Below are 22,656 nucleotides of genomic sequence, written 5' to 3'. Positions count from 1 at the left end.
CCCATCTCAGTTCATGCCACACAAAAAATGTTTCTGAACCTTGCCGGTACTGGTACGGGCAAAGGTTTTGCGGATTTCAATGCTGGAAGGCACCTTAAAGCGGGCCAGATGGGTTTCGCAGTAAGTGATCAACTCATCCTCTGTCACTTCCATACCTTCCTTGGGGATAACAAAGGCTTTGATGGCCTGGCAGCACATGGCGTCATCCACGCCAACTACCGCAGCTTCAAAAATCTTGGGATGAGCCGAGATGACATTTTCAATCTCGACGCAGGAGACGTTCTCGCCGCAACGTTTAATCATGTTGATATTGCGGTCAACAAAGTAGAAAAAGCCTTCCTCATCCATATAGCCGGCGTCACCGGTGCGCAGCCAGCCATCACTGCTCAGGGCTTTGGCTGTCGCTTCCGGGTCGCGGTAGTATTCTTTGAATATGGTCTTGCCCGGCTCGCCTTTGACACAGATCTCCCCCATCTCACCCACAGCGGCTACCTCGCCTTCACTGTTGATGATTTTGGCTTCGTAGCAAAATCCGGTACGACCGATAGAGGGCCAGCGACGCTTGTCTCCGGGGCGATCGCCAATCAAACCGACTATGGTTTCCGTCATGCCGTAGGAGGTCAGAAACGACACCTTGTACCTGTCGAGGAAGGCCTGCTTTTCCTGATCAGACAGGGTCAGATAGAAGAAGACTTCACGCAGGCAATGGTTTTGCTCCCAGGGGGTTTTGGGCTGCAGCATCAAAGTGCGCACCATCAAGGGAATACATTCGGTAATGGTTGCCCGGTATTTGCAGATCTGACTCCAGAACTTGCGGGCGCTGTACTTCTCCAGCAGCACAAAGGTGGCACCGGCGCTGAAGGCCGCCATAGCTGCGGTGCACTGACAGTCGATATGGAATGCGGGCATCACAGTGAGATACACATCATCGCTGCGAATGGCCGCCTGCCAGGCGGTGTAGTAACCGGCAAAACGCAGGTTGTAGTGGGTAATCACCACCCCTTTGGGACGGGAAGTTGTCCCTGAGGTGAACAGGATCTCCGCTGTGTCCTCAGCACTGAGAGGCACATCGGACATCAGGATCGCCGATTGTTGGTGCAGCAGTTGGTTGAAGTTAAGTGTGCCTTCATAGCTTTCGCCATCATGACAACGGGCCAGCATCAGCTGATTAAGGTTGTGCTCCGGCAGTTCCGCCAGTTCTTCATAGATATGCAGAAACTCTTTCTCTGTGACCACAGTGTGCACATCGCACTTGGTCAGCAGGTAACTGCTCTCATTTTTGAGGTAATGGGCATTTACAGGCACCACGATGGCACCAATTTTTGCCAGACCAAACCAGCATAAAATAAACTCGGCGCAGTTACGCAAATGCACTGCCACCTTGTCACCTTTGACTATGCCCTGCACGGTAAACAGGTTGGCAGCCCGGTTTATCTCTTCGTTCAATTCCCGGTAAGAGTACTGCTGGGTATGACCGGCAATATCCTCGACAATCAGGGCTGTCTTTTCACCATAGAGTTCAGCCAAATCATCCCAGGCCTGACGCAGACTCTGCCTTCCAATAATATCCATCGTGCACCTTTCAAATACCTAGAGAGACTCAATGCCAGCTCCCCGGGGCGGGAGAGAGTGAAAGGCCCCGGGGAACTGGTTAACTACATGGCTGTGCCTTACTCGCCGGTCTTGGCCAGACCTTTGGCTACCAGATCCTGAATAGCGTCTTCGCCATAACCGATATCACTCAGAATGGCAGCGGTATCCATGCCGTGGGTTGGCATGCCGCGCCAGATCTTGCCCGGGTTGTTCTTGAACTTAGGCATCACGTTCGGGCCTTTGCAGGTCTTACCATCCATGGTTTCCCAGGTGGTGATGGATTCACGGGCCACATACTGTGGGTTGGATTCCAAATCGGCGTGGGTTAGTACCTTGGCGCAGGCGATGTTCAGTTCAGCAAAGCGCTCACGCACCTGCTCAATGGTGCGCAGACCGATGTAACGCTCCAGTGCATCTTCGATTTCCTGACCGTGTGGACACTCGATACGGTGGATCAGCTGGCAACCTGTCGGTACTGCGTCAGTGTGCAGGTAATGCGCCAGACCGATATCCTTGAACAGCTCTTCAATCTGGTTGGCACCCACCATCTCCATCACGATGTAGCCGTCTTCACACTTGTACAGACCACAACCTGCGTAGTAAGGATCGCGGCCCTTGTACTGACGTGGTGCCATTTCGCCGCCGTTGAAGTAATCCATCATGAAGTACTGGCCCATGCGCAGCATCACTTCATACATGGCCACATCGATGCTCTCACCCACGCCGGTTTGCTGTGCCTTATGCAACGCTGCCAGTGCAGAGGTAGTCACTGTCATACCTGAGAAGTAGTCAGCGGTATAAGGGAAGGCTGACATTGGCTGGTCAACATCACCGTTCTGCATCAGGTAGCCACTGAAGGCCTGAGCAATGGTGTTGTAAGCCGGCAGGTGGGTGTATTCATCAGTGCCGAACTGGCCGAAACCGGACAGGTGAGCGATAACCAGCTTGGGGTTGTGTTGCCACAGCAGCTCATCGGTAATACCGCGACGGGCAAAGGCAGGACCTTTACTGGCTTCGATAAAGATATCAGTGGTTTCCATCAGCTTAAGGAAAGCATCACGACCTTCATCCTTGAAGATATTCAGCGACAGCGCATGCAGGTTACGACGGGACAGCTGTGGGTAGTTTGGCTGCACACGAATGGTATCGGCATAGGCCACGTTCTCAATCCAGATTACCTCTGCGCCCCACTCGGCAAACATCTGACCGGCGAAAGGACCGGCGATCTCAATACCTGAGAACACAACACGCAGGCCTGATAGTGGGCCGAACTCTGGAACATTCAATTTGGACATACTTAAAATCCTTCTTAAATTCAGTGAGGAGGCCGAAGCCACTGGGCTCCGGCCAGCCTTATCAGCGATAGCGCTTCAGTACTTCACGACCCAGGGTCAGGATCTGCATTTCGTCAGAGCCGCCTGACAGACGGTCTACACGCAGGTCACGCCAGAAGCGACCCACGCGGTGACCGGTCACGCCGATACCACCCAGTACCTGCATGGCGTCGTCCACCACTTCAAAAGCCATGTTGGCGCAGAAGTATTTGCACATGGCGCTGTCACCTGAAGTCATATTGCCGTTGTCACACTTCCAGGCCGCTTCGAAGATCATGTTCTTCATGGCGTTCAGCTTCATGGACATATGAGCGAACTTCTCCTGGATCAGCTGGGTACGGCCGATGGTTTCACCGAACTGCACACGCTGGTTGGCATACTTGGCCGCATCTTCGAAGGCACACAGAGCCACACCATAGTTGGTACAGGCCACCAGCCAACGCTCGGCGTCAAACTCTTCCTTCACGCGGTTAAAGCCGTTGCCTTCCTCACCGAAGAAGTCCTTCTCTTCCAGCTCTACATTGTCGAAGCTCAGCTCACAGCAGCTGTCCATGCGCAGACCCAGCTTGTCCAGCTTGTTCATCTTGATGCCAGGCTTGCTCATATCAACGAAGAACTCTGAATACACAGCACCTTCGGCGTCAGCATCGCGGGCCATAACCACCAGGAATGGTGAGTTGGCGGCGCTGGTGATAAAGCACTTCTGGCCATTCAGGTAGATCTTGCCGTCACGACGCTGATATGTGGTCTTCAGGCTGCCTACGTCAGAGCCGGCACTTGGCTCAGTGATGGCAGAGTTCCACATCTGCTTGCCGGTACCACGGTATTCGAAGATCTTGTCGATCTGCTCCTGGGTGCCCCAGTGAAGAATGGTGTTGAAGCCAGGCAGGTGGAACAGCACATAGGTAGGTGCCCCATGGCGGCCCAGCTCTTCCCAAATCGCTGCCAGAGTCACCATGTCTGCGCCCATGCCGCCGTGCTCTTCCGGCAGTGTCATGGTGTCGATACCCAAATCAGCCAGCTCTTTTACCCAGCGGATTGGGTACTCATGCTTGTCATCACACTCGGCAAAGTAGGCTTCCCAGTTTTCACGGGTCATCAGCTCGCGCACACCGGCTACAAACAGCTCTTGCTCTTCACTCAATTTGAATTCCATAACTCACTTCCAATTGTTCAGTTAAATTCGGTTGATAATTACTTGGCTTTAGCCAGTTGTGGCCTGGCTTCGGTGACTGCAGGCTCAGCTACAGGCTCCTCAGCGACATCACGGGTGCCCCAGGCACTCTTCTTGGCATCCTTGAGGAAGGACCAGATGATCATGATGTTGATAAAGAACAGTGGGCAGCCACCGGCGATAATGGCGGTCTGCAGCGGCTTAAGGCCACCCAGTGCCAGCAGCACGATACCGATAACACCCACCAGCACAGACCAACCCACACGGATCCACACAGGAGGCTCATCGTAGGCAGACACGTTCTTACAGGTGGACATCGCCAGGGTGTAAGAGCAGGCGTTAACCAGCGTCAGGGTTGCCACGAAACACAGCACAAAGAACACAGCGATGGTGAAGCCACTGAATGGCAGGGCTGCCCAGGTTTCGATAACTGCACGAGGCGCGCCGTATTCAGCCACCAGCGCAGGCATATTGATCAGTTCCTGCTGGATCAGGTTCATGGTGTTGGAAGACAGTACAGTCCACATAAACCAGGTAGACAGAGTCAGGCCCAGTACCATACCCAGACACACTTCACGCACGGTACGACCGCGGGAGATACGCGCCAGGAACACACAGGTTTGAATGGTGTAGATAACCCACCAGGCCCAGTAGAACACGGTCCAGCCCTGTGGGAAGCCGCCCTGGCCGATAGGGTCGGTGGAGAACAGCATGCGACCGAAGTTGTTCAGCAGGATGCCGACAGAATCGGTGAAGTAGTTAACGGTAAAGGTAGAGGCACCAATCAACAGTACCCAAACCAGTACGAAGATACTCAGGTAAGAACGGATATCACTGGCAATCTTGATACCGCTGGACAGACCGAAAGCAACGCAGATGGCGTTAAAGGCAATCCAGAAAGCGATAATGGCAGCATCCAGACCCAGAGTGTGTGGAATACCAAACATCCACTGCAGACACTCAGTTACCAGCGGCGTCGCCAGACCCAAACTGGTACCCATGGCCAGGATCAGCGCCACAATGTAGAGGTTATCGACGATGACGCCGAAGGCACCGTAAGCATGCTTTTTACCTACCAGCGGCTCCAGGGTGGCACTTGGACGGATCACATCCAGACGCTTCACAAACAGGAAGTAACCAAAGGCCACGGTAAAGAAGGCAAATACAGCCCATGGCAGCGGTCCCCAGTGGAACAGGGAGTAAGCCAGACCATACTCTTTCGACGCCTGCGAGAAAGGCTCCATACCGAAAGGTGGAGTTGCCACGTAGGAGTAAGCTTCAAACGAAGCCCAGAACAGCACCGCCGCCGAGGTACAGGAGGCGAACAACATAAAGATCCAGTTTGCAGTATTAAACTCAGGCTTTTCATCACCCAGTTTTTTATTGGCGTATGGACCGAACAACATCCAACCCCAACCGATAGCCATGGCCACCATGTACCACTCGAACGCCCAACCGAAGTTATGGGTTACATAGGTAAAAAAGGCACTAATCACCCGGTTGGATGCCTCAAGATCCTGTACCGTCAGGTAACAGAGGAGGCCCACGATGATCAGCGGCGGAAAAAAGACTTTTGGCTCAATGCCAATCTTCTTTTTCTGTGTGTTTGCATCACTCATCTTTCATATTTCCTAATAATGAAGTTATCCGTTAGCACCCATCCCGGCATGTTCAGTCGCAGCTCCGGAACGGAGTGATGCAATTGGCCATGCATGCTATAGGAACAATCCCGTACTATTACCAAGTTAACTTTTGACAGTTAAATGCTTTGTGATAGGTCTGACTGTATTTATTAACTCAGTAATTAACAGCCAGATTTAAATTGCAAAATAATCTTGCCGACAGAAATAACAACATTCAGTGATTACAATCACGATTAAATACGAAAAGCGATTTTTATATTTATGAGAGTCCGGAATAGGTTTAACAACAGATATCATAGTTAGTCTAAAAATGTGATCAAACACGCATAAAGCTTTGATAAATAACAGCTTAAAACCATGTTCAAACAGCACACCAAACCAATTAAAATCAATCACTTATGCACAGCACAAGGTTGCGATCACCGACATAAACAAGCCACTGGCTTACTTTGGAAATAAGTTGGTGATCGATATAACATTTAATAAATCACATCGAATTTTCTATTTACCTTAAAAATTTAAATATATATCTTCGAACTCAGACAAAGCGTTACCACAATATCTATTGAACAAGTTCCGGAATAAATTTCCAGCCAATAAAAAGTGATTTATCAGCGGAAATAAATTCCAGAAACAATTAATAGATATTTGTCCGGAAATAAATTCCAGAATTTAATTTCAAATAAATGTCCGGAACTTATTTCCACACTGTTCCCACAAAATCTGGCAGCCACAGATACAGGGAATAAAAACATCACTTACGTCGTCAGTGACAACGAACCTGGTGAACCAGAAGGAATTTGGCTCACATGCCGCCTGCGGCATGCACCGACAATCAGCCCTGCCCCGCGCAGCTGACACCTTCTTTGCCACCCGGTAACGGGTTACCGAATCATTGAAATGTAAATCGGAGAGAAGATGAACATTATCGCCTGCTACAAATTGGTTCCTGAAGATCAGGACATCACAGTCAACCCAGACGGCAGCCTGGACACCTCCAGAGCCGAATTCAAAATCAATACCTTTGACCTGAATGCCATTGAAGCGGCTGTAGACATCAAAGCCATGCAGGGTGACGCCACCATTACCGCACTGAGTGTGGGTGGCAAAGCGCTGGAAGCAGTTAAAGCCCGTAAAGACGTGCTGTCCCGTGGCCCTGATTCACTGGCTCTGGTGATTGATGAGCAATTTGAGCAGGCACTGCCTCACCACACTGGCCGTGCTATCGCGGCAGCTGCACAAAAAACAGGTTTCGACCTGATTATCTGCGGCGATGGCAGCGGTGACCTGTACGCCCAGCAGGTAGGTCTGCTGGCAGGCGAACTGCTTGAGGTAGCCACCATCAACGGCGTCAGCAAGATTGTTGCAGCCACAGAATCCAGTATCACAGTTGAACGCGCTCTGGATGACGAAGTAGAAGTGCTGGAAATCACTCTGCCTGCAGTTATCGCCGTCTCAGCCGATATCAACAACCCAAAAATCCCATCTATGAAAGCCATTCTGGGCGCGGCCAAGAAGCCGGTTAATGCCATGACTGTGGCTGATATCGAGATGGCACAAGTGCCTGCACTGGCGGAAACCATCGCCGTGAATGCACCTAAGCAAAAGCAGCGTCAGCAAATCGTTATCGAAGGCGATGACGATGAACAAATTGCTGCCTTCGTCGCTCACCTGCGCAACGCCATCAACTGATTTTTTGGGAGAACTAAGATGACCAAATTAACCAACGCCTGGGTATTCAGTGACAGCGAAGCCCGTCTGGCCGACATCATCGCCGGTGCCAAAGCTCTGGCTGACCAAGTAAACGTGTTTGTTATCGGTGCCGAAGACAAGATCACTCAGGCACAAATTCTGGGTGCCAACAAGGTGCTGTATCTGGGCGACAAGGATTCAGCTCGTATCGTTGAAGACTATGCAGCCACCATGGCATCTGCCATCGAAGGTAATGGTCTGGTACTGATGGCCAACAGCCGTCGCGGTAAGGCGCTTGCCTCCCGCCTGGGTATCAAATTGAATGCTGCAGTATTCAACGACGCCAGTGAAATCAGCATTGAAGATGGTGCAGTGCGCGCCAAACACATGGTGTACGGCGGTCTGGCACTGGGCGAAGAGCGCCTGCTGTCTGACATCAAAGTGGTCACCCTGACTGCCGGTGTGTTCGAGCCAGCTCAGGCTGGTGAAGCTCAGGGCGAAGCCATCAACATCGCTTTTGTTGAGCCAAAGGGTCAGATCAAGTGCATCGAGCGCCGCGTCAAAGAAGGTGAAAGCGTCGACTTAAGCGTAGCCAAGAAAGTTATCGGTATCGGTAACGGTATCAGCAGCCAGGAAAACCTGGGCATTGCCGGTAAGTTGGCTGAGCTGATGGGCGCCGAACTGGGTTGTACCCGTCCTATCGCTGAAACTGAAAAGTGGATGGAAAAAGAGCGCTATATCGGCGTAACCGGCGTGATGCTCAAGCCTGAAACCTACCTGGCACTAGGTGTCTCCGGTCAAATCCAGCACGTGGTTGGCGTCAACACTGCCCAGACTATTCTGGCGGTGAACAAAGACAAGAACGCGCCAATCTTCCAATACGCAGACTATGGTCTGGTGGGCGATATCAACAAGGTACTGCCTGCTCTGGTGAAGGCGCTGGAAGCCTGATTCAGCAAGGGCATCCAAGGTGCCCTCCTCCCCTGTAAATAGTGAGTTGATTATGTCTGAAGAAGCTTTTGACGCGATCATCGTTGGAGCCGGTCTGGCGGGATGTACCGCCGCTCTGGTTCTGGCTCAGGCAGGTGCCGATGTACTGGTGATCGAACGCGGCAACTATGCCGGCAGCAAGAATATGACAGGCGGTCGCCTGTACGCCCACAGTCTGGAAAAGGTAATCCCCGGGTTTGCCAAAAATGCCCCCATCGAGCGTCTGGTCACCAAGGAGAAGATCTCCTTTATGACAGACGATACCGGCGTGACCATGGACTATCACACAGTGCGTCCTGATGCGCCGGTGAAAGAGTCATACACTGTGCTGCGCGGTAAGTTCGATCAGTGGTTGGCAGAGCAGGCTGAAAACGCCGGAGCTCAGTTTATTACCGGGATTCGGGTCGATAACCTGCTGATGCGCGATGGCAAGGTAGTGGGCGTGGAAGCCGACGGTGATGAGCTGGAAGCCAAAGTAGTGATTCTGGCTGATGGGGTGACCTCCATCCTCGGCGAAAAGCTGGGCATGGTAAAGCCAAGAGTCTCAGCCCATGCCACCGCAGTTTGCGTTAAAGAGCTGATTGAGCTGCCAAAGGGTCAGCTGCAGGACAGATTCAATATCACAGATGAAGAGGGCGTCGCCTGGTTGTTCGCCGGTAATCCTTCCAACGGTTTGATGGGCGGCGGCTTCCTCTATACCAATGAATCCTCCATCTCTCTGGGTCTGGTTTGCGGCCTGGGTCATATCGAAGACTCAGATAAAACCGTGCCTCAGATGATGGAAGACTTTAAAAACCATCCGGTTATCAAGCCACTGATCGCAGGCGGCAAGATGACTGAATACTCAGCCCACGTAGTTCCCGAAGCCGGAATTAACATGCTGCCTGAACTGATCCGCGACGGCGTAATGCTGACCGGTGATGCCGCAGGTCTGTGTATGAATCTGGGCTTTAACGTTCGCGGTATGGACCTGGCGATTGCCGCCGGTGAAGCCGCTGCCAAAGCTGTACTCAAAGCCAAAGAGTCCAATGACTTCAGCGCCGCGGGTCTCGCCAGCTACCAGACTTTGCTGGACGAGAGTTTCGTGATGCAGGACATGAAACTCTACAAAAACGCGCCAGCGTTTATGGAAAATCCAAGGATTTTCAACACTTATCCCAAAATGGTAGCCAATATTATGGCAGATATGTTCACTGTCGACGGTACCCCATCAGAGCCTCTTCGAAAGAAGATCATGAAGCGCTGTAAAGAAGTGGGCTACATGAACCTGATTAAAGACGGAATTAAAGGGGTACAGGCAATATGAGCGACGCAGTCAATGTGGATGTCAAACTTGGGGTAAACAAGTTCTATGTGGATGAAGAACAGCCCCATATCGTCATCAAAGATCACCCTGATATGCAGGAGTTCCGCAAGCTGATGATCGCCTGCCCCGCAGGCCTGTACAAGCTGCTGGACGATGGCTCCATCCGGTTTGATTATGCCGGTTGCCTGGAGTGCGGCACCTGCAAAATCCTCTGTGGCGACACCATTCTGGAAAAGTGGGAATTCCCACGCGGCACCTTCGGTATTGAATACAGATACGGCTGATAAACAGCATTAACGGGCAACCACAGTCAGCGGTTGCCCTTTTCTGTATTTACACAATAAAAGCAATTCAATACCGCTATTTGCAGGTAAGTTATTATGGAAAAGAGCAAGAGTTTTGATGACCTGGAATTCACCCCCCTGCACCGAAAAATCATGTTGTGGGGCAGCGGCGGGCCTTTCCTCGACGGCTTTGTACTGGTCATTATTGGTATCGCGCTTGAACAACTGATCCCCACACTGCAGCTGGACGCCCAAATGATAGGTTTGGTGGGCGCAGCCACTCTTGCAGGTTTGTTTATCGGTACCGCATTGTTTGGCTATGTAGCCGACCTGATTGGCCGCAAGCTGATGATTATGGTCAATGTGGTGGCCATTGCCGTACTGTCGGCGGCAACCATGTTTGTCACCTCGCCGGTTGAACTTATCGTATTGCGCTTTCTTATCGGTGTGGTGATCGGTGCCGATTACCCTATTGCCACCAGTATGGTCGCCGAGTTCTCCAGCACCAAACAGCGCGCCTTTACCATGGGCTTTATCGCCGCCATGTGGTACGTGGGTGCCACTGCCGCTAACTTTGTGGGATACATGTTCTACGATATGCAGGACGGCTGGCGCTGGATGTTCGGCAGCGCACTTATACCCTGTGTGATCATCTTTTTCGGTCGCTTCAGCCTGCCGGAATCTCCCCGCTGGTTGATGAAAAAGGGGCGCTATGCTGAAGCTCAGGCCATTATGACCAAGTATTTTGGCAAGGGCGTCACCCTGGAAGAGGAGGAAGCGACACAAACTTCCTACCGCACCCTGTTTGAGCCAAGACACCTGAAGAACATCCTGTTTATCGGCACCATCTGGAGCTGCCAGGTAATCCCCATGTTCGCCATCTACACCTTTGGCCCGCAAATTATCGGCCTGTTTGGTCTGGTGGATGGTCGGGATGCAGCCCTGGGTAACATAGTTATCAGCGCCTTCTTTATGGCGGGCTGTCTGCCGGCGGTATTCTGGCTCAATTCCATAGGTCGCAGACCTTTGCTGATCGGCAGTTTCGCCATTATGACAGCGGCGCTGGCCTTATTGGGACTGTTTGAAAATCCAAGCATCTGGGTGATTGTTGCAGCCTTCGGTCTGTACGCCTTCTTCTCCGGTGGCCCGGGTATTCTGCAGTGGCTGTATCCCAATGAGCTGTTCCCAACTGAGATCAGGGCATCGGCCGTCGGCGCAGTCATGTCTGTCAGCCGCATAGGTACCATTATCTCCACCTATGCCCTGCCGATCTTTATGACCACTTACGGCATTTCTGCCACCATGATGGCAGGTGCAGCTATCTCTTTAATTGGTTTAGGTATCTCCATTGCTATGGCACCGGAGACCAAGGGGATGTCACTGGCAGAAACCAGTCAAATGGGGCTGAAACAGGCCTGATACCCGTTTGATAATCAGTTTGCACACTGCGCAAAACAACCTTAATGGTTGACCTTCTGCCGGCACAAAGCCACCCTTTTTGTGCCGGCTTTTTTGCAGCTCATCAGGCTCGCTTGAGGTTGTTAATCTCACGCTTGAGCGACTCACCATCATCGGTAGCCAACTCTTCCAATACCTGAATCCGGTTTTTCAGTTCAGCAATCTCGTCACGCAGTGCCGTCAATTCAGCCTCCTGCTTCTTGCTCATACGCCCCTGCTGCTTTTGAATCTTCATCGCTGAAATAATAAAGCTGCCAACGATAGCCACGATTGGGATAAGTAACGCCAGTGTTCCTGCATTCATCATTAAGCTCCTTCTGAACAATATGGGTCCAGTATGCGCAATCGTTCAAAGTACCACCAGTGACAAACGTCATCTTCTGCCGCCTGAATTTGTCACCATAGTGCAAGCCAATGAAATTGGAACTAATCTGATATTGAGTCAGTGTCCAGGGAGACAGCAATGCCAAAAGTGACCATAGCCGGGATTAGCAAGCCACTGGAAATCCCGTCAGGAACATCATTACAGGAGCTCCAATTCGAGCAGGATGTCCTGCCATTTGGTTGTTGCTCTGCCGCCTGTGGCACCTGCGCCATGGAAGTGCTGAATGGGATGGAAAACCTCAATCCCAAAAGCGAAGAAGAAAATGATGTACTGGATAATATCGACGAGAACGGACATAAGCGTCGCCTCGCCTGTCAGTGCATCCTGACCGGAGATATCACCATTCAGCCCCTCTGAATTATCCTGGTTGGCACCCCGGTGCCAACAAATCCTCTTGACCTCGCAAACATCTGCCAATAGCTTGTTATTTAAAAGGTATTTAAAAAATACTCATATAGCTTTTATAACAAATTCGATGTGAGCACAGCGAGGAAGCGCTTTTCCTTCGAAACCCAAAAAGCCCCTCTCAGACCGGCCATATCACTGCTATCTATGCCTGGGTGGCAGAGTTATCCCACTTGATAAAACGGCTCAAATTTTGATGACCGACTCTTTTGAGGTATGCTGGAAGCGATTCCGCCAGAAGTGAACAGACGGGAGAATGCCTATGAACACAGAAAGACGACACATGGTAGCCGATCCGCTGAGCAGCCTGATCCGCATCGTGAACCTGTTGTGCTGGGCGCTGTTCTTTGCCGCGTTGCTATTGTTCCACTACGCCCGCCCCGAGATAGATTACGGCCTGCTGCGCTATATGCAGGTAGATGTCCGGGAAGACTGGCTGACAGGAACCAAGCCACTTCTGTATATCATACTCATGGTTTGCTCCATGATGAGTCTGGCGGCATTTTCCCTGCTCAGACAACGCAGCCGCCGTTCAGAAGACAGTCGAGGCTATAACCTTTTAGGTATTACCCTGTTCAGTATTGCACTGCTGCTTATTATCAGCCTCTAAGACTAAGACTGAGACTGACACTCCCCTAAGCCCTCGCCCGAGGGCTTTTTTGATCCCGCTGAATTTGCCTTTATTAGCGATAACTGAATAATGAGGTGTGGCTAATTTTTGTTCCCTGATTGCAAAATCAGGGACAGCTCCCGCAAAGAGGAGAGGAATACAATGAAAACCCCAGGACTCACTCTGCCCCTGCTGTTGTCGGCAGCCTTTGCTGCGCCGGCTGTGGCAGATCCGGTTTATAGATTGGAATTTAACGATAAGACCCGTTATCAACAGGCAGGCATCAGCCTGCACAGCCAACTGCTGAAAAGTGACAGCCAGGCGCTTGTCCACTGGGCAGAGCTGGATGCTGAAACCCTGGAAAAATTGCAGACGCTGGGAATAAAGATGGCCCCGGACAAGAGGGTAACAGCGCCGACAGGCCTTTCTCCTGAGGCTGTCACTTCCCTTAATGCTACCCAGAGCAGCGGCATTCCCGGCTATGCCTGTTACCCCACAGTGGAAGAAACCTTTGATGCCATGGATTCACTGGTCAGTCAGTACCCCAAGCTGGCCAGCCTGACTGATATTGGTGATTCCTGGCTGAAACAAAATGGTATCGGTGGCTTCGACCTCAAAGTGCTTAAACTCACCAATGAAGGAACCTCGGGCGACAAACCCAAGCTGTTTATTCACGCCGCCATGCATGCCAGAGAGTACGCCACCTCGCCGCTGGCACTGGATTTTGCGACCCACCTGCTGCAAACCTATGAAACCGATGCCGACAGTCAGTGGATACTTGACCGTCATGAGATCCATCTGCTGCTGCATATGAACCCAGATGGCAGAAAAGAGGCTGAAAAGCAGGTCTACTGGCGCAAGAATATGAACCAGAGTGTCTGTTCAAACCCAGACGCCAAAGGGGTGGATCTTAACCGCAATTTCAGCTGGGGTTGGAACACTACCGGAGGTGTGGGCTCCAGTGGTAATCAGTGTGCCGAAACCTATCGAGGTCAGTCCGCAGCGTCTGAGCCTGAAACCCAGGCGGTGGAAGCATATCTCAGAAATCTGTTTGGCGATCATCGCGGACCAAACCGCGCCGATGCCGCCCCAGCAGATACTCCCGGCATGCATATCGATATCCACTCTTACAGCGAATTGGTTCTCTGGCCCTGGGGGGATGTCGACACTCCGGCTCCCAATGGCACGGCCCTGCAAACACTGGGACGTAAACTGGCACGCTTTAACGGCTATACCCCGATTCAGAGTGTTGGCCTGTACCCTACTGATGGCACCAGCGATGACATCAGTTATGGCGAATTGGGGATTGCTCACTTTACCTTTGAGCTGGGCACGGCCTTCTTTCAGGCCTGTGATACATACAACAGCAAAGTCAAACCGGACAACCTGAAAGCGCTCAAATACGCCGCCAAAGTGGTTAAAGCGCCTTATCTGATCCCGGCGGGCCCGGACATTACCGCCATCAAGCTCAATGACGGGGATGACTTCAGTATTCCTGTCAATTATGACGCCAAGCTTCAAGTCACCTCATCAGATGCCAGATTTAACAATAGCCGGGGTACAGAGCCTACCCAGGCGATCAGCCAAATCCAGCTGTTTATCAACAACTACCCCGAAGAGATCAATGCCCAACCCATCACGCTGTCGCCAACGGATGGCAGCTATGATGAAGTGACCGAATCAGCGGGCTACAGCCTGGACCTGACTGAGCTGGGCGAAGGTAAACACAGGCTTTACCTGCGCAGCAGCGATACTTCAGGTCAGTTCGGCAGCGTGTCCGCTATGTTCCTCAATGTCACGGCAGCCGCAAACCGCTTGCCGATAGCGGATTTCAGTGTCAGCTGTGACAAACTCAAGTGCGACTTTGATGCGTCGAACAGCAGCGATCCGGACGGCAGTATCAGCAGCTATCAATGGCAATTCGGCGATGGTGAAACCGGCTCTGGTCAAAGCCTGAGCCATGATTACGCAGAGGGTGGAAGTTTCACTGTCACCCTGACAGTCACTGACGATGCCGGTGCTCAACAAAACAGCCAAAAAACAGCGACGCCAGTGGGTAATCAAAAACCTGTGGCCAGCTTCAGTATCAGTTGTACTGAACTGAGTTGTAGTGCAGATGCAACCGGCAGCAGCGATCCCGATGGTTCTATTGCCAGTTACAGCTGGAACTGGGGAGATGGCAGCAGCAGTAGCGGGGACAAAGCCAGCCACAGCTACAGCAGCGGCGGCAGTTATCAGGTACAACTGACAGTGACAGACAATGAGGGGGCAACCCAAACCAACAGTCGCAATGTATCGGTATCACAACCCTCATCCGGTGGGTCCGGCGGCGGTTCATTAAGCCTGTGGTTGCTGGCTTTGTTGCTGTTAATCCCGACCCGCACAGCTGTCACAAGTCGAGAGTAACAGCGACGAGTCTCAGGGCGGATAAACTTTAACCCGTCCTGAGACTCAAGTATGCTGAGCAAAAAATAGATACCAACTCCAAGCAACTGATGAATATAAAGAAGCTGACCCTCGCCGTCCTGACAGCCTCCCTGCCATTGTCTGTAGCAATAGCCGAAAGCACCGAAGAGTTGGGAAACAAGCCACTGATTGGAACCGTCTATAACAGCAGCAAGATACTCTATTCAGGTATATTCAACTCTATGGAGTTCGGTCTCGACGCCTCAAGGGACCTGTCGCTGTTTACTGCAGGCAGCGTGACACTCGATACCCTTATTCTGACGCTGCCCCTGGAGGCAAAGGTCAAAACCCGGGTCATGGCTCAGCTCACCAATCCCAGATACTCTATCCAGCTCGGGCATCTGCTATACAGCTTCTACGACAAGTACACAGGGGAAGTGGTTAATCAGGACATCTTTCGACAGCACTTGCTGACCATCTACAGCGAAGAGGAACTTAAGCCCTGGCAACATACACTGTTCACCCTTGAAGAGGCGTCTGAGAGTAGCGAGTCTGCGCAAGAGTCAGCTGTCACTATGAACCGCACTTTTATAGCGGCCCTGGTAACCCTGTACGATGCCCTGTTTGGTAAAGATAAGCTGCTGTATGGCGATGAGATCCCGGATCAATACCAGTATCTGACCGACAGCGAGCAAGACAGGCAAACCGTTGCCCGGGTGCAAAGTATTCTGATAGCCACTCTGAGCAACTACAGCGACAGTCTGCCGGAAGGTGATATCAAAGCTGCGGTCCAGGCCATCATCGAAGATGGCAAACCTGAGAATCAGAACAAGCCCAACAACAAGGCGCAGGCAATCACCATCAGCCTGGTGGATTTTGTGCGCCTGACCGTTATCAAGGGCTACCGACAGTTTTTGCTGGAGCAAGCCAAGGCCAACAGTCTTAACGACTGGATGCAGGATCTGTTCGATGAAGATCCCAACAAGCTTATCAGCTACCTGCTGCATCAGAACCACAGACCTTTAGCGGTGCAGATCACCGTCGATGGTCTGCAGCAGGGGTTAATGCGGGCATTGGTCAGCCCTGAGCCTTCCCGGTTTCTGCAACAGGTAATGGCTGACGAGGACAATGCCCAGTCCATGACCCCCAAAGGAATGGAGGTCACTGCGCCTGAGCACATACCGGATAACAGCTTTGCTGCACAACTGGCAAAGCAACCCCTGACAGATCCCAGATACCTGCCCTACTTCAAGAGTATCTACCAGAATTACAGGGCGGGCATTGTCGAGTTTGGCGTTTCCACCACACCCACCATCAGCGTGCGTAACCTGCCCATTATCAAAACCGGTGCAGAAGTCGCAGGCCCTGGCGGCACGGGTATTCCCAACTTCCACTTTGTCGACCGGTATCAGGACAGGGCCTACTACTTCTTTGGCAATGATGCCCTGCAGCTGGACAGAATCTTCGCCGATAACGGCGCCAGGACGCAATTCGAGCGACTGGTCCCCATGGTCACCCTGAACTGTAATGCCCAGTATGACTGGTACGCTGAATCCAGCTTTGAACCCCTGATTAATCTGGGGGTAGGTGAAGCCATCCGCGACTTTGGTGAGCAAAGGTGCCTGAAAGAACTGGAGCGTCGGGGCGAGCAGGAGGTTAACCTGCAGCAGGCCAGATTGGATCTGATCGACATGATTGCCGACCACAGCGAGATCTCCTGGTGGACACCGGCAACCCGGATCTCCAAGAGCCTTCGCATAGAGCAGTTGATCCGGGAATATGCTGATAAATCTCAACAGGGATTGCCGGACTTTGTGCTGGCCTATAATCCCTGGCCCGATCATTTCGCCCACTTCACCGGCCCTTTCGCCAATGAGATTCTCGCCCCTACCGGCGAGCTTAACCGGCTGGATTACTGGCTTGGACAAATGGAGAGGGTATATCGCGATGCAGGGGTATACGACAGAGTACTGTGGGGTATGGCTGGCGACCATGGTCTGACCCCTATCCATCATATAGTGAACCCGGAACAGCAGGTATTCGACGGTATCAGCAGTGACCATAATGTGCCGCTCAACATCCGCAAGATCTCTTCCGATGAGGGGGAAGGCCCCAAGATCACCCACACCTTCAACTATCCCAGCAACCGGGGAATCGATCTGATTGTCGCCTCCACCGCAGGTGGCAACTATATGATTGACCTGTTCAACTCTGCACAGGGCTGGCAAACCCAACCAGTACTGACAGAGATAAACCAGTGGCGACCTTTGAATAGTGCTGAAGATGCAGCGCCAATCGAGCTGCTGAGTGAAATCACCGACAGGCTGGGTGACAGCCTCGACTATCTGGCGGTAAGGGAATCTGCCTGCGATCTGCAAACCTGTACCCTGAGGCTGCAAGCCCGGCACAACGGCAAACTGCTGGACGAGCGCATCACACGTATCAACAACAAAAGTCTGTATCAAAGCCTGAACGGCAACCCACCCAAATTGCTGCAGCTGTATGAGCTGAACCCTTATGCCGATGAGTTGAGTGAATCCGAACAGGCGCAAAGACAAAAACTGCTGGACGCCTGTATGACCAAAGCTGTCACCAACAAACCTGAGACCTGGTGCGACGCCACCCAATGGCGGCAGCTGACCCGCTTCTCCCCCAGACCGGACAGCGTGAATCAGCTGGCTCATCTGTACGATGAAGACAGAGCGGGCACCATCAACCTGTTCCCTGCTCAGGGTATCGGTTTCAACACCAAGGTCCCCGGTCGCCATGCCGGTGAGCACTTCCACGAAAAAGATGCCTTTATCGGTTTCTGGGGCACACCGGTGACCACCAGGCAGCCCATAGCAACGGCGGTAAATGGGTCATTGGCCCCCACTATTTATCAATACCTGACAAATTATCCCGTCGTGGCAGGCGAAGATGGCTGGGGATTCCCTTCTCTGTGGCCGCAGCTGCAAAGCGATAACAGTAAGTAAGTAGATAACACCGGAGTCGAAATGGAATGGGTCCTGAGTTAGGATCCACTCCACTGTATTTATCACTGGAGCTGCCATGTCAGCCAAACGCAAACTGGCCCATCTACTGCTGATCCTTATCGCCCTCGCCCTGCTTATTCCCGGGGTCACTCAACCCATGTTGAGCCTGACTGCCGACGCAGATAAGGCGCAATTCGCCAAAACCACTATCGATATGGTGACTCAGGATAATGATGTTCGCGGCCTGCTGGCTTCTGTCTCAGCTTTTATGGGATTCAATGATCTGCAGGGGCATGTAGAAATTTTCCATAAAACCCGCAGCATTATGGGCACAGTGGAAGATCTGATGCGCGGTGGCAACCTGTTGGTCGGTCTGTTAATTGCAACTTTCTCTGTGATTATCCCAACCCTGAAGCTGTTGTCCCAGGCAGCGCTGCTGTATATCAAGCCTGGCGAGATCTCTGCCGCGCTTTATGGTTTCATCCGCGCGGTCAGCAAGTGGAGCATGGTGGATGTATTTGTTGTCGCCATTATTGTCAGCTATATGGCGGGCAGTGCCTCAGGTCAGATGGGTGATCTCATCATCATGAATGCCCAGCTGGAAATGGGTTTCTGGTTGTTCACCGGCTACTGCCTGTTTGCCATCGCCTCCAATCAGTTGATGCCAAAGAGCCAATAGCAAACTGGCTCTGACACTCACCTTTTACTATGCGGGCTAATAACAGCCCGCATCAATAATCCACTTCCCTCACCCCAGATTATTACCAATCAGCAAAGATTAATTGCATAAAAAGCGGATTATCACCTCTCAAGAAATAAATATACTGTGCCCCATCGAAACACAGTGCCTGCCTGATGCATGCACCCGGTCAATTTTTTTGGAGCACAAATGACTGCACAAGTTATCAAATCAAAAGCGGCTGTTGCCTGGGGCCCCGGTCAGCCACTGTCTATGGAAACCGTTGATGTAATGCCACCACAGGCTGGCGAAGTACGTATTCGTATGGTTGCTACCGGCGTCTGTCATACCGATGCCTTTACCCTTTCCGGTGACGACCCTGAAGGTATCTTCCCTTGTATTCTCGGCCATGAAGGCGGCGGTATTGTTGAATCTATCGGCGAAGGCGTAACCAGTGTTGCCGTTGGCGACCATGTTATTCCTCTGTACACCCCTGAATGTGGTGAGTGTAAATACTGCCGCTCAGGTAAAACCAACCTGTGCCAGAAGATCCGTGAGACCCAGGGTAAAGGCTTGATGCCAGATGGTACGACCCGCTTCTCCAAAGACGGTCAGCCTATCTATCACTACATGGGCACCTCTACCTTCTCTGAGTACACAGTACTGCCAGAAATCTCGCTGGCTAAAGTAAACCCTCAGGCACCACTGGAAGAAGCGTGTTTGCTGGGCTGTGGAGTCACCACAGGTATGGGCGCTGTAATCAACACAGCTAAAGTACAGCCAGGTGACACAGTCGCAGTGTTTGGTTTGGGTGGTATTGGTCTGTCTGCCATTATCGGTGCAACCATGGCAAAAGCCGGACGCATCATTGCGATTGATATCAATGAAAGCAAGTTCGAACTGGCCCGTAAGCTGGGTGCCACCGACTGTGTTAACCCAATGAATTTCGACAAGCCTATTCAGGACGTGATTGTTGAAATGACTGATGGCGGCGTGGATTACTCATTCGAGTGTATCGGTAACGTCAACGTGATGCGCAGTGCGCTGGAATGCTGTCACAAAGGCTGGGGTGAATCCGTCGTTATCGGTGTTGCCGGTGCCGGCCAGGAGATCTCAACCCGTCCATTCCAACTGGTAACCGGTCGTGTATGGCGCGGCAGTGCATTCGGTGGCGTAAGAGGACGCAGCGAACTGCCTGAATATGTAGAACGCTACATGAAAGGTGAGTTCAAACTGGACGACTTTATTACCCACACCATGAAGCTTGAAGATGTGAACCACGCCTTCGACCTGATGCACGAAGGCAAGAGCATCAGAACCGTGATTCATTTCGACTAACGCACTCGAAATGCCAACTGTCAGGCTGGCATTTAATTAAACATTGACTCCAAAGCAGTAAGAACACAGTTCTTACTGCTTCTCTTTTCATCCTCTTTTTAGGTCAGGTAAATAAAATGAGCTGGCTTTTTCTGATTTTAGGCGTTGTTGCCGAAGCCCTTTCACACGTTGCCCTGAAAGCGACTGATGGCTTCAACAAACCTTTGCCACTGGCTATGGTGGCGCTTGGCCATCTGTTTGCATTTATCTTCCTCGGCCTGGCAATGAAAGGGATCCCCGTCGGAATTGCCCATGCCGTCTGGGCGGGTCTGGCCATTATGACGGTTACCCTGCTGTCGACCTTTATCTATCAACAGCATCTGGACACTTCTGTCTGGGTGGGTATGGCATTTGTTGCTGTGGGATTGGGCCTGATCGCGCTCAGCCAGGGCCACAGTCACTGACTGTAAAAGCGTTAATCCTGTGGTAAATTGTCTTACTCTGGCAATACCAATAAAAACAGGATGTTGAATATGAAATTCAAGTTTGGAAAGGCCGCTCTGGTGGCTCTGAGTACAGGCTCTGTGCTCCTGTCATCCAATCTCATGGCAATGGACGCCGAACAATTGGAAGGCAGCTGGGAGCTGGTATCGGGCCGTTATCTGGACGGCAATGGCAAATGGGTGGAATACAAAACACTGGGCCTGGAGGCGATCAAGGTGGTTGCTGACGGTCATTTCAGTTTCACCACAGTCGCCCCGGACAAGAAGAGTAAAGGCAAAGCCCTTTGGGCCGCAGGCAGTGGTCACTTCATCCTGGATGGCAATCAATATACCGAATACCCCACCCTCAATTCATTCAAAGTGCCTGAAGGTCAGGGATTCAGCTTTCAGTTTAAGCTGGTCGGTGACCAATGGCATACCCAGCGCATCGAAGAGGGTGTGTTGAAAGAAGAGGAGGTCTGGCGCAGATTACCGAATAATGCGACCTCCTTTGCCAAAGTTACTGTTACTGAAGTTACTGAGCCTGCAACACAGGATAAGTAAAGCAGGCCAGGTGGATAAAGTTAAACAGAAAGTGGGTCAGCACTGCGGCCCACAACCTGCCGGTCAAGGCAAACACAGCGCCATAGCCCAGGCCCGCCAGAGTCGCGAATACCACAAGCAATACACCACCTCCCATATGCGCCACACCAAACAGCACACTGGCCAACACTAATCCTGTGGTTAACCCAAAACGCTTTGCCAACGTCTGCTGTATCACTCCCCGAAACAAAGTCTCCTCTGCCACACAAGCAAACAGCAAGTTGTTCAATGCAAACAGCCACCACCAGGTCGGTAAGCCGATTTCAGGGCGTAATGCGCCCAAACCTGCAGCCAGCGGCAACAGGGCAAAAAGCGGAAGCAGGATCAGTAACAGCTTGCGATAGTCAAAGGCTCTGGACTGCCCCAGAATGCCCGGCAGCGCCAGCAACCAGGCAAAGAACACCAGGGGCTTATCAAGATTCAGATACAGGCTGAAAGGCACACTGTCTGGCTTGACGATAACGCCATCCAGCACCTGCTGATTAAACACACCCGGCAGCCAATGCAGGAACATGGCTATCGACCAGACCAGCAGTAGTGCATAACCGGCAGCAGTGGCAAAAGAGCGCCATCTCAAGTGACTCTCAGAGTCATTGGCAGGCATATCTGTATTATTGCCCTCACGACCAAGCAGCCACCCAAGAGCAAGACCCACCCCGGAACCAATAAGCCCCATCAGCGTCAGGTAATCCACGGCCCACGCCATCCCCAATGCCATCAGCACCAGCGCCAGCGCTACCATGCCCAACACAGGCAGCCGCTGCCGACCAAACCCAAGCACAACAGCCAGGCCCAAAGCCCCCCAGATCACCCCATTGATCATCACTAATCCTTAAATCCATCTCCCCAAGCCGATGACAAGATACTACGGAATAAAAAGAGAAGTAGTGAATAAGGCAATTGGGTCATTTAATAAGTTACGAAGTACCAACACTAAAACAGAGGGTCATTGTTTATTAGACGCTTGGCAATGAGCAGCTTTCAGTGCTGGATTTACGCGGAATGAGGAGCGAATGGAACAGTTACCGACCCTTTGGGAGGACTGACGTCGGGGGTAGGTGCTTGGCAATGGCCAGCTACGCTAAAGCTTCGCGCTCATAAGCACATCGCTATTGCGATATTCGCCCTACTATCACATGAATGGAAGCTTCACTGCGTGAAGCACTTTCTACTCTCCCCATGTGAGAGGGTCATTGTGAAAAGCGCATAAACGAAAAAAGCCCGTTGCATCAGCAACGGGCTTTCTCGTTTATTAGGCGCTTGGCAATGACCTACTCTCACATGGGGAAGCCCCACACTACCATCGGCGCAGCTGCGTTT

Annotated in this window: 19 protein-coding genes; 13 read left to right on the top strand and 6 right to left on the bottom strand. The window is 51.9% G+C overall.

Going from position 1 to position 22,656, the window contains the following annotated elements; translation table 11 throughout:
- Nucleotides 1-6: 6 nt before the first annotated feature.
- The 4 genes from caiC to caiT form a co-directional block, all read right to left on the bottom strand.
- Nucleotides 7-1,572, bottom strand: a complete 1,566-nt coding sequence (gene caiC / locus ACFOE0_RS22875) for a crotonobetaine/carnitine-CoA ligase (protein WP_248937584.1) — start codon at nucleotides 1,570-1,572, stop codon at nucleotides 7-9.
- Nucleotides 1,573-1,670: 98 nt separating this feature from the next.
- Nucleotides 1,671-2,888, bottom strand: a complete 1,218-nt coding sequence (gene caiB / locus ACFOE0_RS22870; protein WP_248937583.1) for an L-carnitine CoA-transferase — start codon at nucleotides 2,886-2,888, stop codon at nucleotides 1,671-1,673.
- Between the two features lie 61 nt (nucleotides 2,889-2,949).
- Nucleotides 2,950-4,083, bottom strand: a complete 1,134-nt coding sequence (gene caiA / locus ACFOE0_RS22865) for a crotonobetainyl-CoA dehydrogenase (protein ID WP_115138704.1) — start codon at nucleotides 4,081-4,083, stop codon at nucleotides 2,950-2,952.
- Nucleotides 4,084-4,121: 38 nt separating this feature from the next.
- Nucleotides 4,122-5,720 carry an L-carnitine/gamma-butyrobetaine antiporter gene (caiT, locus tag ACFOE0_RS22860; protein ID WP_248937582.1) on the bottom strand — a complete coding sequence of 533 codons (1,599 nt, stop codon included), beginning with the start codon at nucleotides 5,718-5,720 and terminating at the stop codon, nucleotides 4,122-4,124.
- Nucleotides 5,721-6,662: 942 nt separating this feature from the next.
- On the opposite strand from caiT, the gene ACFOE0_RS22855 reads away from it, so the two are divergent.
- The 5 genes from ACFOE0_RS22855 to ACFOE0_RS22835 all read left to right on the top strand — a co-directional run bounded on the left by ACFOE0_RS22855 (nucleotide 6,663) and on the right by ACFOE0_RS22835 (nucleotide 11,435).
- Nucleotides 6,663-7,436 carry an electron transfer flavoprotein gene (locus tag ACFOE0_RS22855; RefSeq protein ID WP_248937581.1) on the top strand — a complete coding sequence of 258 codons (774 nt, stop codon included), beginning with the start codon at nucleotides 6,663-6,665 and terminating at the stop codon, nucleotides 7,434-7,436.
- Between the two features lie 18 nt (nucleotides 7,437-7,454).
- On the top strand, nucleotides 7,455-8,387 hold the full coding sequence (locus ACFOE0_RS22850) for an FAD-binding protein (protein WP_248937580.1): 933 nt from the start codon (nucleotides 7,455-7,457) through the stop codon (nucleotides 8,385-8,387).
- A 52-nt stretch (nucleotides 8,388-8,439) separates the two neighbouring features.
- Nucleotides 8,440-9,732, top strand: a complete 1,293-nt coding sequence (fixC, locus tag ACFOE0_RS22845) for an FAD-dependent oxidoreductase FixC (protein WP_248937579.1) — start codon at nucleotides 8,440-8,442, stop codon at nucleotides 9,730-9,732.
- Nucleotides 9,729-10,016 carry a 4Fe-4S dicluster domain-containing protein gene (locus ACFOE0_RS22840; RefSeq protein ID WP_115138699.1) on the top strand — a complete coding sequence of 96 codons (288 nt, stop codon included), beginning with the start codon at nucleotides 9,729-9,731 and terminating at the stop codon, nucleotides 10,014-10,016. Before fixC ends, ACFOE0_RS22840 begins: the two co-directional genes overlap by 4 nt.
- Nucleotides 10,017-10,112: 96 nt before the next feature.
- Nucleotides 10,113-11,435: an MFS transporter gene (locus ACFOE0_RS22835; protein ID WP_248937578.1), complete on the top strand. Its 1,323-nt coding sequence runs from the start codon at nucleotides 10,113-10,115 to the stop codon at nucleotides 11,433-11,435.
- A gap of 103 nt (nucleotides 11,436-11,538) precedes the next feature.
- Here ACFOE0_RS22835 and ACFOE0_RS22830 read toward each other — a convergent pair whose 3' ends face one another.
- Complete coding sequence (locus tag ACFOE0_RS22830) at nucleotides 11,539-11,781, bottom strand: hypothetical protein (RefSeq protein ID WP_346347873.1); 243 nt, start codon at nucleotides 11,779-11,781, stop codon at nucleotides 11,539-11,541.
- A gap of 156 nt (nucleotides 11,782-11,937) precedes the next feature.
- On the opposite strand from ACFOE0_RS22830, the gene ACFOE0_RS22825 reads away from it, so the two are divergent.
- The 8 genes from ACFOE0_RS22825 to ACFOE0_RS22790 all read left to right on the top strand — a co-directional run bounded on the left by ACFOE0_RS22825 (nucleotide 11,938) and on the right by ACFOE0_RS22790 (nucleotide 21,297).
- Complete coding sequence (locus ACFOE0_RS22825; protein WP_248937577.1) at nucleotides 11,938-12,216, top strand: 2Fe-2S iron-sulfur cluster-binding protein; 279 nt, start codon at nucleotides 11,938-11,940, stop codon at nucleotides 12,214-12,216.
- A 310-nt stretch (nucleotides 12,217-12,526) separates the two neighbouring features.
- Nucleotides 12,527-12,874: a hypothetical protein gene (locus tag ACFOE0_RS22820; protein WP_248937576.1), complete on the top strand. Its 348-nt coding sequence runs from the start codon at nucleotides 12,527-12,529 to the stop codon at nucleotides 12,872-12,874.
- 162 nt (nucleotides 12,875-13,036) lie between these two features.
- The gene (locus tag ACFOE0_RS22815) at nucleotides 13,037-15,280 is read left to right on the top strand and encodes a M14 family zinc carboxypeptidase (protein ID WP_248937575.1); all 2,244 of its coding nucleotides are present in this window, start codon (nucleotides 13,037-13,039) and stop codon (nucleotides 15,278-15,280) included.
- 89 nt (nucleotides 15,281-15,369) lie between these two features.
- Nucleotides 15,370-18,255, top strand: a complete 2,886-nt coding sequence (locus tag ACFOE0_RS22810; protein ID WP_248937574.1) for an alkaline phosphatase family protein — start codon at nucleotides 15,370-15,372, stop codon at nucleotides 18,253-18,255.
- A 76-nt stretch (nucleotides 18,256-18,331) separates the two neighbouring features.
- A complete protein-coding gene (locus ACFOE0_RS22805; protein ID WP_248937573.1) occupies nucleotides 18,332-18,934 on the top strand; it encodes a paraquat-inducible protein A in 603 nt (200 codons plus the stop codon).
- A 210-nt stretch (nucleotides 18,935-19,144) separates the two neighbouring features.
- Nucleotides 19,145-20,272: an S-(hydroxymethyl)glutathione dehydrogenase/class III alcohol dehydrogenase gene (locus tag ACFOE0_RS22800; protein WP_248937572.1), complete on the top strand. Its 1,128-nt coding sequence runs from the start codon at nucleotides 19,145-19,147 to the stop codon at nucleotides 20,270-20,272.
- A gap of 116 nt (nucleotides 20,273-20,388) precedes the next feature.
- Nucleotides 20,389-20,715 (top strand): DMT family transporter, encoded by a 327-nt coding sequence (locus tag ACFOE0_RS22795; protein WP_248937571.1) that lies wholly within the window; start codon nucleotides 20,389-20,391, stop codon nucleotides 20,713-20,715.
- Between the two features lie 69 nt (nucleotides 20,716-20,784).
- Nucleotides 20,785-21,297: a hypothetical protein gene (locus ACFOE0_RS22790; RefSeq protein WP_248937570.1), complete on the top strand. Its 513-nt coding sequence runs from the start codon at nucleotides 20,785-20,787 to the stop codon at nucleotides 21,295-21,297.
- Here the strand turns inward: ACFOE0_RS22790 and ACFOE0_RS22785 are convergent.
- Nucleotides 21,269-22,159, bottom strand: coding sequence for a CPBP family intramembrane glutamic endopeptidase (locus tag ACFOE0_RS22785; RefSeq protein ID WP_248937569.1), 891 nt, complete (start codon nucleotides 22,157-22,159; stop codon nucleotides 21,269-21,271). The genes ACFOE0_RS22790 and ACFOE0_RS22785 overlap by 29 nt on opposite strands.
- Between the last annotated feature and the right edge of the window lie 497 nt (nucleotides 22,160-22,656).

The organism is Shewanella submarina (genome assembly GCF_042646185.1).
Lineage (GTDB): Bacteria > Pseudomonadota > Gammaproteobacteria > Enterobacterales > Shewanellaceae > Shewanella > Shewanella corallii.
Note: the sequence above shows the minus strand (reverse complement) of the source record. Positions and strands in the feature narration are given on the sequence as shown.